Annotated in this window: 12 protein-coding genes; 10 read left to right on the top strand and 2 right to left on the bottom strand. The window is 60.4% G+C overall.

Translation table 11 applies throughout. The annotated features are described in order from the left end of the window. Nucleotides 1-743: 743 nt before the first annotated feature. On the top strand, nucleotides 744-1,592 hold the full coding sequence (locus tag I2H36_RS18410; protein ID WP_196265357.1) for a 3-oxoadipate:acetyl-CoA acetyltransferase: 849 nt from the start codon (nucleotides 744-746) through the stop codon (nucleotides 1,590-1,592). Here I2H36_RS18410 and I2H36_RS18405 read toward each other — a convergent pair. Beyond that, a complete protein-coding gene (locus tag I2H36_RS18405; protein ID WP_210331137.1) occupies nucleotides 1,580-2,362 on the bottom strand; it encodes an IclR family transcriptional regulator in 783 nt (260 codons plus the stop codon). The genes I2H36_RS18410 and I2H36_RS18405 overlap by 13 nt on opposite strands. 163 nt (nucleotides 2,363-2,525) lie before the next feature. Between I2H36_RS18405 and pcaD the strand changes: the two genes are divergently transcribed. Genes pcaD through I2H36_RS18365 form a run of 8 tightly spaced genes read left to right on the top strand, consistent with a single transcriptional unit; the run spans nucleotide 2,526 to nucleotide 9,066 of the window. Next, nucleotides 2,526-3,320, top strand: coding sequence for a 3-oxoadipate enol-lactonase (pcaD, locus tag I2H36_RS18400; protein ID WP_196265356.1), 795 nt, complete (start codon nucleotides 2,526-2,528; stop codon nucleotides 3,318-3,320). Further along, on the top strand, nucleotides 3,313-3,720 hold the full coding sequence (pcaC, locus tag I2H36_RS18395; protein WP_196265355.1) for a 4-carboxymuconolactone decarboxylase: 408 nt from the start codon (nucleotides 3,313-3,315) through the stop codon (nucleotides 3,718-3,720). Before pcaD ends, pcaC begins: the two co-directional genes overlap by 8 nt. Before the next feature lie 51 nt (nucleotides 3,721-3,771). Then, nucleotides 3,772-4,497, top strand: a complete 726-nt coding sequence (gene pcaH, locus I2H36_RS18390; RefSeq protein WP_196265354.1) for a protocatechuate 3,4-dioxygenase subunit beta — start codon at nucleotides 3,772-3,774, stop codon at nucleotides 4,495-4,497. Beyond that, complete coding sequence (gene pcaG, locus I2H36_RS18385; RefSeq protein ID WP_196265353.1) at nucleotides 4,497-5,123, top strand: protocatechuate 3,4-dioxygenase subunit alpha; 627 nt, start codon at nucleotides 4,497-4,499, stop codon at nucleotides 5,121-5,123. Before pcaH ends, pcaG begins: the two co-directional genes overlap by 1 nt. Before the next feature lie 21 nt (nucleotides 5,124-5,144). Beyond that, nucleotides 5,145-5,990 carry a CoA transferase subunit A gene (locus I2H36_RS18380; protein ID WP_196265352.1) on the top strand — a complete coding sequence of 282 codons (846 nt, stop codon included), beginning with the start codon at nucleotides 5,145-5,147 and terminating at the stop codon, nucleotides 5,988-5,990. Between the two features lie 2 nt (nucleotides 5,991-5,992). Continuing rightward, entirely contained in the window at nucleotides 5,993-6,781 is a 789-nt protein-coding gene (locus I2H36_RS18375) for a CoA-transferase subunit beta (RefSeq protein WP_196265351.1), read from the top strand. Between the two features lies 1 nt (nucleotide 6,782). Then, nucleotides 6,783-7,988 carry a 3-oxoadipyl-CoA thiolase gene (pcaF, locus tag I2H36_RS18370; RefSeq protein WP_196265350.1) on the top strand — a complete coding sequence of 402 codons (1,206 nt, stop codon included), beginning with the start codon at nucleotides 6,783-6,785 and terminating at the stop codon, nucleotides 7,986-7,988. 10 nt (nucleotides 7,989-7,998) lie between these two features. Next, complete coding sequence (locus I2H36_RS18365; protein ID WP_425523320.1) at nucleotides 7,999-9,066, top strand: 3-carboxy-cis,cis-muconate cycloisomerase; 1,068 nt, start codon at nucleotides 7,999-8,001, stop codon at nucleotides 9,064-9,066. A gap of 231 nt (nucleotides 9,067-9,297) precedes the next feature. Here the strand turns inward: I2H36_RS18365 and I2H36_RS18360 are convergent, their stop codons facing one another. Next, the gene (locus I2H36_RS18360) at nucleotides 9,298-10,194 is read right to left on the bottom strand and encodes a helix-turn-helix domain-containing protein (RefSeq protein ID WP_196265349.1); all 897 of its coding nucleotides are present in this window, start codon (nucleotides 10,192-10,194) and stop codon (nucleotides 9,298-9,300) included. Nucleotides 10,195-10,333: 139 nt separating this feature from the next. Between I2H36_RS18360 and pobA the strand changes: the two genes are divergently transcribed. Further along, nucleotides 10,334-11,503 carry a 4-hydroxybenzoate 3-monooxygenase gene (gene pobA, locus I2H36_RS18355; RefSeq protein WP_196265348.1) on the top strand — a complete coding sequence of 390 codons (1,170 nt, stop codon included), beginning with the start codon at nucleotides 10,334-10,336 and terminating at the stop codon, nucleotides 11,501-11,503. Nucleotides 11,504-11,710: the final 207 nt, after the last annotated feature.

Raw genomic sequence — 11,710 nt, 5'->3', positions numbered from 1 at the left:
ATCCGATCCTTGCGGATCGGCGCAAGGACACCGCCGCCTACGCTTCTCTTCCCCTCTCAACAATGTCAAAGAGCAAAATTCCACCCCCCGAAGGGACAGAAAAAGAACCTCACACAACCCCAGCCGCTTGAAGCAGCAGGATCAGGAGGCCCCGTCAGGCCAGCCACCAAAGCAACTCGCCGTCGATGAACCCTATCTAGTCAAAGCCAGGACCCGTGTCAACAGCATTCGACAAGAATTTATAAGCTCTTCTCGAAGAAAAGCTGCAGCTGTACAAGTACAGATACAGAATTACCGTCCGCAGAAATGAGATCATCTCCGCGTTGACCTTGCTGCCAGGCCCAAAACCCGCAGCCCATGCCGGACAAGAACCGCCAGAGGAGCCGAAACAGACGCGCCCGACCCTGTCGAACCGCCACAGCTCTTGGCTACACCCGGAAGACAACCCTCCAGGACACCCCAACACGGCAAAGCAAAGCTGAAGCTCACGCCTCAGGCCACAAACCCGCAATGTCGGGAAAAACAGCACCCTCAAACCCACAAGGCCCAAAGGAAGCGCCGATATAAACATCCCAACACACTTTGCAAGTGATTTGTGCAAGGGAAACCAGGAGGCCACGCGCTCCCCTCCCACAAAAATAGGAACCGTGAACCCTGTTTTGAAGAACATAGACTGGGGACAAATAAATGCCGCGCTCTATGTCCTCTGACGAGGTGCCGCTGCTTGAGTTCGGAGGAAGGGCGTGAAACCAGTTGTCATTGCCGTCGCGATCACTGGCTCAGTTCCGCGCAAGAAGGACAATCCGGCTGTGCCGATAACGCCGACCGAGCAGGTCGAATCGACACGGCAGGCCTATGAGGTCGGTGCGACGCTTGTCCATATCCATGTACGCAACGACGATGAAACACCCTCATCCGATCCTGAGCGTTTTGCGGCTGTCCAAGCCGGAATTGCCGAACAATGCCCAGGCATGATCATCCAGTTCTCCACCGGAGGGCGGGGGCGGGACCCGGGCCAGCGCAGCAGCGCCCTCTATTTGCGGCCGAACATGGCTTCCCTGTCGACCGGTTCCGTCAACTTCCCGACCATCGTCTACGACAACCATACGAGCCTCGTGGAGGACATGGCGGGCAAGATGAAGGAGTTCGGGATCCGACCAGAGATCGAGATCTTCGACCTATCCCATCTTCACGGAGCAAGACGGCTGGCCGACAAAGGGCTCATGGACGAGCAGCCTCATATCCAGTTCGTCATGGGCGTTCAGAATGCGCTGCCTGCCGAGGAGCGACTGCTCGATATTCTCCTAAAGGAGGCCAAGCACCTGTTCCCAAACTGCACCTGGACAGCAGCGGGCATCGGCCGGCATCAAGCCAAGGTTATGGACTGGGCGCTCAACCGGGATGCCGATGCGGTCCGTACAGGTCTTGAGGACAATATTCGCATCGCGAAGAACCGCCTTGCGGTGAGCAATGCCGAGTTGGTGGAGCATGCGGTGCTCGCTGTCGAGAGGCATGGGCACCGTATTGCCACGACTGAGGAAGCGCGCGCTCTCCTCGGATGCCGCTCAGTAGCTGCGGCTCAGAGCATGTAGCGCAGCGTCTCGCTTGCTGACTTCAATAGCGGCAGGAACCGCTCCTTCATCTCCTCGGCTGAGATACGTCCGGCCTGAGCGCTGAGGTTGAGGGCGATGGTTACCCTTCCGTTCTTCTGAACAACCGGCACGGCAATGGAGCGAAGTCCATATTCGAGTTCCTCATTGACGATCGCGTATCCCTGGCTGCGGGTCGCTTCGAGGGCTGCTTGAAACACGGACTTGTCTGTGATGGTCTTGGGTGTGCGAGCCTCCAACCGGACCCGCTGCAGATATCCTTTGAGCGCACCCTCCGCCTGATAGGCCAGGATTGCCCGGCCCAAGGCAGTGCAGTGGGCGGGGAGGCGGCTTCCGACTCCAAGACCGATCGACATGATCCGGCGCGTGGCAGAACGGGCGACGTAGACGATGTCATCTCCATCGAGGATTGCAGCCGAACTCGACTCCCCCGTCTCCTCGGAGATCCGTTCCAAAAAGGGCTGTACCTGAGCCGAGAGGGATGCGGAAGAAAGATAGGCATAGCCGAGGCGCAGGATCCGAGGAGTGAGGCTGAAATAGCGTCCATCGAACTCGGCATAGCTCAGCTTGGCGAGAGTCAGCAGATAGCGCCGGGCGGCCGCTCGGGTGATGCCGGTCAGGTTTGCGACATCGGATAGGGTGAGCCGAGGCCGGCTCGCATCGAAAGCCTCAATAACAAGCAAACCTTTTTCGAGACTCGCAACGAAGTCACGGTCTCCCACGCCCTGATCTTCGGTCGGTTGATCCTGCATAGGTGCTCCGGGTGATTTGCTGGACTTTGGTAGCCTTGACACCCTAGGCGACGATCGTACTACATGTGCGATATGAAGTTCAATGTTCGCATAGCGAACACAACATTAGACTTTGGAGCGATGCTCTGCTGCCCGATAGGGATGAAAGGGGTCGAGGTGAGAGATGGCATTCGCACACGTCAATGACATCGTTCTTCACTATCAGGTGCTCGGGGGAGCCGAAGGGCCGGTTCTCGTATTCATCAACTCCCTTGGGAGCGATCTGCGGATCTGGCAGGAGGTCGCGCCAGCGTTCACCGAGCGGTTTCGGGTTATTCTTTACGACAAGCGGGGACATGGCCTATCGGACGCACCGTCTGCGCCATATAGCATCGACGATCATACCGATGACCTCATCGCGCTCCTTGATCGCCTTGCCATAGAAAAGGCATCTCTCGTAGGGCTTTCAGTTGGCGGGATGATCGCACAGCGCATGGCCGTGCGAGCGCCTGACCGGGTACAATGCATCACTCTCTGCTGCACAGCGGCGAAGATCGGCACAGCCGAACTCTGGGCAGATCGGATTGGCGCCGTGGAGCAGCATGGGATTGAGCCGATCGCCGACGCCGTCCTCCAGCGCTGGTTTACGCCAGTGTTTCACGAGACACGGCCCGATGAACTCACCGGCTGGCGCAACATGCTGGTCCGCACTCCGGCTCACGGTTATGCCGGCACCTGTGCGGCGATCCGCGATGCCGACCTCAGGCCCGACGCCGGCCGTATCGCGACGCCGACCCTCTGCGTCGCGGGCGACCAGGATGGCTCGACACCGGCGGAAGTGGTGAAGGGAACTGCCGATCTCATTCCGAGTGCCCGGTTTGCACTCATCGAAGGGGCAGGGCACATTCCCTGTATCGAAAAGCCCACCGAACTATCGGGGCTCATCAAGCAGCATCTCAAGGAGGCAGGCCTTGTCTGAGAACAACGAGAGCGAGCGCTACAAGGCCGGCATGGCGGTTCGCCGCCAGGTTCTGGGCGATGCTCATGTGGATCGGGCGACGGCCCAGATGACAGAGTTCGACACCGATTTTCAGACCTTCATCACCGAAGGAGCCTGGGGTTCGGTCTGGTCGCGGCCGCATTTCACCAAGCGGGAGCGCTCGATCGTGACCATCGCGCTGCTCGCCGCCCTGGGCCAGGACGACGAGGTGGCGATGCATGTCCGCGCCACCCGCAATACGGGCGCCACGATGGACGACATCAAGGAGGCGTTGATGCACGTGGCCGTCTATGCGGGGGTTCCTGCGGCGAACCATGCCATCAAGATCGTCAAGAAGACTTACGCGGAAATGGATGCAGATCCCGAGCCTCGCAAATAGCAGGTTCGGCATAGGCGGAGCCGTGTCAGGCGCCGGGAGGGAGAGCCAGGAATGTCGGACCAAGGATCGTTCTATCAGCGGGATCGGAATTGGCATCCGGCCGCGTTCACGCCCCAGTACAAGACATCTGTGCTGCGCTCGCCCCAGTACCCGTTGCTGTCGCTCGACAATACCATCTCAGAGATGACTGGTCCTCGGTTCGGCCACAACAAGATCGGACCGCTCGACAACGACCTCATCCGCAACTTCGCCAAAACAGGCGATCCCATCGGCCAGCGCATCATCGTCTATGGCCGTGTGCTGGACGAGAATGCCCGTCCGGTGCCGGGCGCATTGTTGGAGTTCTGGCAGGCCAATGCCGGCGGCCGCTACCGCCACAAGAAAGAGACCTATCTCGCCGCCATCGACCCGAATTTCGGCGGCTGCGGGCGCGCAATCACCGATGAGGAAGGCCGCTACTGGTTCCGGACCATCAAGCCAGGCGCCTATCCCTGGCCGAACGGCGTCAACGACTGGCGACCTGCGCATATTCACTTCTCAGTCTTCGGCCACGCCTTCGCCCAGCGTCTCATTACGCAGATGTACTTTGAGGGCGATCCGATGATCTGGCAGTGCCCCATCGTTTCGACGATACCGGACAAGGCAGGCATCGAGCAGCTGATCGCCGCCCTCGACCGCAATGCCACCCTGCCCATGGACTCGCTAGCCTATAAGTTCGACATCGTGCTGCGCGGGCGCCGGTCGACCATGTTCGAGAACCGGATGGAGGGGAACTGATGGTTCAGAAGCTCACTACGTTGAAGGAATCCCCCTCGCAGACAGCCGGCCCCTACATCCATATCGGTGCCACCCCGAACTGGGTCGAGATCACAGGCGTGTGGGAGGAGGATCTCGGTCTCGTCCTCGTTGGTCCAGACACCAAGGGCGAGCAGGTCATCATCAAAGGACGCGTGTTCGATGGCAGCGGAACACCGCTCAAGGATGCGTTGATCGAGATCTGGCAGGCGGATGCCGACGGGCTCTACAACAGCCCCGAGGAGAAGCGCGGCAAGGCGGATCCCAACTTCGTCGGATGGGGACGCCAACCGACCGATGGGATCACAGGCGAGTACCGCTTCGAGACGATCAAGCCCGGTCGGGTTCCCTACAAGGACGGCCGCCCGATGGCACCGCACATCACGTTCTGGATCGTAGCCCGCGGCATCAATATCGGCCTGCATACGCGCCTGTACTTCAGCGACGAGGAGGCGGCCAACGCACAATGCCCGGTTCTCGCCCGCATCGAGCACAAGCACCGGGTGCAGACCCTGATCGCCATTCGCGGCGAGGAGAACGGGCTGCCGACATACACCTTCGACATTCACCTGCAGGGTGAGAAGGAAACCGTGTTCTTCGACATCTGATCATCGACCCGAAAGCGTATCATGGCCAAGTTTCAGAGCCTCAAGGAGGCTGTTGCCGAAAACCTGCGCGACGGCGATACCATCGCCTTCGAGGGTTTCACCCATTTGATCCCCCAAGCCGCCGCCCATGAGGTGATACGGCAAGGGATCAAGGACCTCACCCTGATCCGCATGACCCCCGACATCATTTACGATCAGATGATCGGCATGGGATTGGTGAAGAAGGTGATCTTCTCCTATGCGGGCAATCCGGGCGTCGGCCTCCTGCGCCGGATGCGCGATGCCATCGAGAACAGCTGGCCTCGCCCCATCGAGACCGAGGAGCATAGCCACGCGGCCATGGCCAACGCCTACGAGGCCGGCGCGGCCGGACTGCCCTGCGCCGTGTTCCGCGGATACCGCGGGGCAGGCCTGAAAGAAGTCAACCCATCGATCAGGAGCATAACCTGCCCGTTCACCGGCGAGGAACTCGCGGCGGTGCCAGCCCATCGGCCGGATGTTGCCGTCATCCATGCTCAGAAAGCTAATCGGCGCGGCGACGTGTTGGTCGAGGGCATCATCGGGGTGCAGAAGGAGGCCGTGCTCGCCTCCAAACGTTCGGTCGTCACGGTGGAGGAGATTGTGGAGGATTTCGATGATCTCCACCCGAACCTTTGCGTGCTACCGCATTGGACCGTTTCGTCCATTGCCCGTGTTCCAGGCGGAGCGCATCCGTCCTACACCCATGGCTACTATGATCGCGACAACGCGGCTTATCTCGAATGGGACAAGATCTCCGCAGACCGTGATCTCTTCACGGCTTGGATGAGAGAGAACGTGCTGGGGGCAGGGCCTGAGGTCTTCGCCACCCGAGTGAAGGGGCTCTAAGAATGGCGAACCTCTCCGACTTCACCCCTAACGAGATGATGACGATTGCAGCGGCGCGGGCCCTGTCCAACGATGATGTCTGCTTTGTCGGCATCGGGGCTCCGTCAGCCGCCTGCAACGTGGCGCGGCTCACCCATGCCCCAGATATCACCCTGATCTATGAAAGCGGCACCATCGGCACCGCTCCGAGCGTTCTGCCGCTTTCCATCGGAGACGGCGAACTCTGCGAGACAGCGGTCACCACCGTATCGGTGCCCGAGATGTTCCGGTACTGGCTCCAGGGCGGGCGCATCTCCATCGGCTTCCTGGGAGCCGCACAGCTCGACCGCTTCGGCAACATCAACACCACGGTGATCGGCGACTACCACAAGCCCAAGGTGCGCCTGCCCGGCGGCGGCGGCGCACCCGAAATCGCCACCTCCTGCCAGGAGGTGTTCATCACCATGAAGCAGGCGACCCGCGGCATGGTGGACAAGATCGACTTCTACACCTCCTTCGGCCACGGCGAGGGCGGCAACCACCGTGAGCGCCTTGGCATCACCACCAAGGGGCCGACGCTCCTGATTACCGATTTGGCCATCTGGAAGCCGGATCCCGAGACAAAAGAATTTACGGTGGTATCGATGCATCGCGGGGTGACCCGCGATAAGCTTCAGGAAACCTGCGGCTGGAAGGTGCGCTTCTCCGACCGTCTAGAGGAAACACCTCCGCCATCCGAACTCGAACTCACCACCCTGCGCGAGATTCAGGCCAGAACCGAGCGGGCGCATGGCGGGAAGAAGGGGTCTTAAGATGCGTGAAGCCTATATCTGCGCCTATGCGCGCACACCCATTGGTCGGTATGGTGGTGCTCTGTCGAGCGTGCGGGCCGATGATCTCGCCGCAGTGCCATTGAGGGCGCTTTTAGAACGCCATCCAAATCTGGATTTCGAAGCCGTCGACGATGTGATCTATGGCTGCGCCAATCAGGCTGGCGAGGATAACCGAAACGTCGCCCGCATGGCGGTGCTGCTCGCAGGCCTGCCCGGCTCGATCGGCGGGACGACCATGAACCGCCTCTGCGGCTCAGGCATGGATGCCGTTATTGCCGCAGCCCGTGCCATCAAGGCGGGCGAGGCCGAGATCATGATAGCAGGCGGCGTCGAATCCATGTCACGCGCGCCGTTCGTGATGCCCAAGGCCGATTCAGCTTTCTCTCGCAATGCCGAGATCTACGACACGACCATAGGCTGGCGCTTCATCAACCCACTGATGAAGCAACAATACGGCATCGATTCCATGCCTGAGACCGGAGAGAACGTTGCGGCCGATTTCGGCGTCTCCCGCGAAGATCAGGATGCCTTCGCCCTGCGCTCGCAGAGGAAGGCCGCCGCCGCTCAGGCAAACGGACGTCTGGCGCAGGAGATCGTGCCGGTCACGATCCCCAAGCGTAAGGGCGACCCAGTAGTGGTCGACAAGGACGAACATCCCCGCGGTGACACTACCTTGGAGCAACTCGCCAAGCTTTCCACACCGTTCCGCAAGGAGGGCACGGTGACCGCAGGCAATGCATCAGGCGTCAATGACGGCTCGGCAGCGTTGATCATTGCCTCCGAGGACGCCGTCCGGAAGTACGGGCTCGAACCGATTGCCCGGGTGGTCGGTGGGGCAACGGCGGGAGTGCCACCGCGGATTATGGGCATCGGACCAGCCCCGTCCACGAAGAAGCTCTGCGCTCGCCTCGGCCTCAAGCCTACGGACTTCGACGTGGTAGAGTTGAATGAAGCTTTCGCCAGCCAAGGCCTTGCCGTCCTTCGCGAACTCGGAATCCCGGAGAATGCCGAGCATGTGAACCCGAATGGCGGCGCCATTGCCCTGGGGCATCCGCTCGGCATGTCCGGCGCCCGCATTACCGGCACCGCTGCGCTCGAGCTGAAGCTTCGAGGCAAGAAACGCGCATTGGCCACCATGTGCGTCGGCGTAGGGCAGGGCATTTCCATCGCCCTTGAGGCTGTTTAAGCTGCTGACCATGATGACACAAACGCTCCCATACTCCTTATTAGAGGCCCTCGTTGGGGACGAGGAGGTGGGGGCGCTGTTCTCCAATGAGGTCGAACTCTCGGCGTTGCTGCGGGTCGAGGCCGCCCTCGCGCAGGCCGAGGCTCGCGTTGGTCTGATCAGCGACGAGGCGGCAAGCCGAATTGCAGAGGCCTGTGGCGCTTTCCAAGTCGATTGGGGCGCTCTGGCTGCGGGATTGGCACAGGACGGCGTCATTGTTCCGGCTTTCGTCAGGCAGCTTCGAACCGCTGTCGGCGACGCTCACGCCAAGGCCGTTCATCTCGGCGCGACCAGCCAAGACATCATCGACACGGCTCTCATGCTTCGCCTGAGGAGCGTGGTTGAGATCTTCGAACATCGGCTTGATGCGCTCCTCCATGCCTTTCGCGCTTTGAAGGATCGCGATGGTGCGACGCCTTTGATGGCGCACACCCGCATGCAGCAGGCGCTTCCCTTTGTGGCCGCCGACAAGATCGATACATGGCTTCAGCCGCTGGAACGGCATCGGGAGGCGCTTCAAACGCTTGTGCCGGGACTGCTCGTGGTCCAACTCGGCGGCCCCATCGGCACCCGGGCCGAGTGGAAGGGCCATGGTGACGCCGTTGCCATCGCCATGGCCGAGATTCTTGGGCTCAGCTCGGCGCCGTCCTGGCACTCACAAAGGGACCGGATCGGAGAGTTCGCAGCTTTCCTCTCGCTTCTCTCCGGAACCCTGGGAAAGATCGGCCAGGACGTAGCCTTGATGGCGCAGAACGAAGTGGCCGAGGTGCGCCTCGCCACGGGCGGCGGGTCTTCAGCGATGCCGCATAAGTCCAACCCCGTTCCGGCAGAGGTGCTCGTCACGCTGGCTCGCTTCAATGCGGGCCTTCTCGGCACCCTCCATCAGAGCCTCGTCCACGAGAACGAGCGATCCGGCGCCGCCTGGACGCTTGAATGGATGGTGCTGCCGCAGATGATTGTCGCAACCGCGGCTGGCTTGAGACACGTTCAGGCACTGGTCGGCTCAATGAGCTTCTCTGCCTCTACGGGCAGAAATTAACGGCCTTCAGGCATCGCCAATGATAGCGGTGATCCGGCCTGAACCACCGCAATCCGGACAGGGGCGTTCGTCGCGACGACCGGATCCGCTGCAGGTCGGGCAGATGTTCTCTCCGGTCTGCTTCGAACCCGGCGCATCCTCGTCTCCAGGGTTCTTTCGGTCTGTATCGGACAAAGGCAGGCACCTCCTTGCGAGGTAACGTCATGTCACCTCGGATGTTTCTGCCGTCGCCTAGCCTCTGACAGTCATATTCTGCTGCATTGCCCGGAATGTCAGCGGTGAAACGCCGGCCTGCCGTTTGAAGAAGCGCGTAAAATAGGCAGGATCTTCAAACCCGAGGACGAGGGCAATCTCCTTGGCAGTCAGGGTCGTGAAGGTGAGGTAACGCTTGGCTTCAAGAATGAGCCGCTGGTGGACCATGCCCAGTGCTGTGTCGCCGAAATGTTCACGGCAGATTCTGTTGAGGTGCGGCGGGGTCAAACCCAGCCGGTTGGCATAAATCTCGACGGGTTGATGGCTGCGGTAGTTCTTTTCCACCAGTTCGTGGAAGCGCCACGCGTGTCCGCGAGATCTTTGCCCTGGACCATAGAGTGTGCCCTGACCGGAACCTTGGATGCGATGCAAGGCGATGAGAATGAGAAGCAGTCGCGCCTCGATGGCTTCCAGCCGTCCGGAGGCGCGGCCTGCAAATTCTGCTGCGAGCGAGGCCATATCGGCAGCCAAGGCCTGCGCCAAGTCCTCCTGCTCGTGAAGACGGATCAGTTGCACAGACCGGAATATGTCCCGTATGCCATTCATGTCGGCGAGGATCTGCGAAAGACGGCTTTCGAAGAGTGTCACGACCGTGCCGCTGACATCGGGCGAGAACGTGTAGCCATGAACCGCCATGGGCGGCAGCGCAATGACGAACGGGCCGCTGAGTTCGTTGCTCCTGCCGTCGATGGTGATCTCGGCCGTTCCGCCTGTCAGATGGAGAACCTGGAACAGCTGCTCATGCCGATGAGGCTGGATCCTGTAATTGTGCAAGTGGCTGCGGGTCTGTATGGCCTCGCAATGGACCCACTCGGCACTGGAGTCACGGCCGAGTTCTCCATAGAGAGCATAGCTTGGAATGGTGCTGCTGGCCAAGAACGCTCGCTCCGTCAGGCTGCGTCGGATGTTCGAAATGTCCAAGCCTATGCTTGCTTTGTCTATTGGCCATTGGGCGGGTGAGGTTCATCCTGACCTCCAGCAATGGACTTATTCCAGTCCTCTCGGAGAAATTGCCATGCGCACGAAGGTGGCCATCATCGGCTCGGGTCCTGCGGGACTCCTGCTGGGACGGCTCCTGGAGATTGCTGGGATCGAAACCGTTATCCTGGAGCGCCGCAGTCAGGACTACGTCCTGGGCCGCATCCGCGCGGGCGTGCTGGAACAGGGGACGGTCGAACTCCTGGACAGGACAGGGGTCGGCGAGAAGCTGCATGCGGAAGGTCTCGTTCATGAGGGCGTCGAATTCTGCTTCGATGGTGACCGTCACCGCTTCAACTTTCGCGATCTGATCGACCGCACGGTCACCGTCTATGGGCAGACGGAGGTGACGCGGGACCTCATGCAGGCCCGCGATGGCTCTGGCCTGACCACCATCTATGAAGCGGAAGATGTATCCCTGCATGACTTCGCCGAAGAGGCGCCGAAGGTGCGCTATGTCAAGGATGGCGTCGAGCACCAGATTGCCTGCGATTTCATTGCCGGTTGCGACGGTTATCATGGTGTGTCCCGCGCCAGTGTTCCTCAGGATGCGCTGCGAACGTTTGAGCGGGTTTATCCCTTCGGATGGCTCGGAATCCTCGTCGACAAGCCGCCTGTTGCCGACGAACTGATCTATGCCCATCACGAGCGCGGGTTTGCGCTCTGCTCCATGAGGTCGCCCACCCGCAGCCGCTACTACGTTCAGGTGCCGTCGAGCGACAGGGTAGAGGAGTGGTCGGATCAGCGTTTCTGGGACGAGCTTCGGCGGCGCGTGGATGGAGAGACTGCTGACAACCTAGTCACAGGTCCGTCGATCGAGAAATCCATTGCCCCCTTGAGAAGCTTCGTGGCCGAGCCTCTACGTTTCGGGCGCCTGTTTCTCGCTGGCGATGCGGCCCATATCGTGCCTCCGACCGGGGCCAAAGGTTTGAATCTCGCGGCAAGCGATGTTGCCGCATTGGCGGAGGCTTTGATCGAGTTCTACGGCGAGCGGTCCTCAGCCGGGATCGATGGCTATTCCGCGCGGGTGTTGTCACGCATTTGGAAAGCCGAACGATTTTCCTGGTGGATGACGTCCATTCTCCACACCTTTCCCGATACGGATCCATTCGGCCGGCGCATTCAAAGAGCGGAGTTCGACTATCTCAGAAGCTCCACGGCTGCGGCACGCTCGCTGTCCGAGAACTATACCGGGCTACCTTTTTAAACTCACTTGCTCGCACCATTAAGGTCCAGCCGCGGCGGCAGAATCTGAGCAAAGCTGCTGAGCCTCATGCAGCGTGTTCCGGCGCGATCACACCTCATAGCATGAATCCTAATCTCCTTTTGAACTGCACTGAGCGATCTGATGGAATTCAGAGAATGCATAATTAGAATTACTATAGAATATAATTCTTCTAATCGAAATTTAGAA

Origin of the sequence: Microvirga terrestris (assembly GCF_015694425.1) — a bacterium.
GTDB classification, from domain to species: domain Bacteria; phylum Pseudomonadota; class Alphaproteobacteria; order Rhizobiales; family Beijerinckiaceae; genus Microvirga; species Microvirga terrestris.
This window is presented reverse-complemented; position numbering and strand designations above follow the sequence as displayed.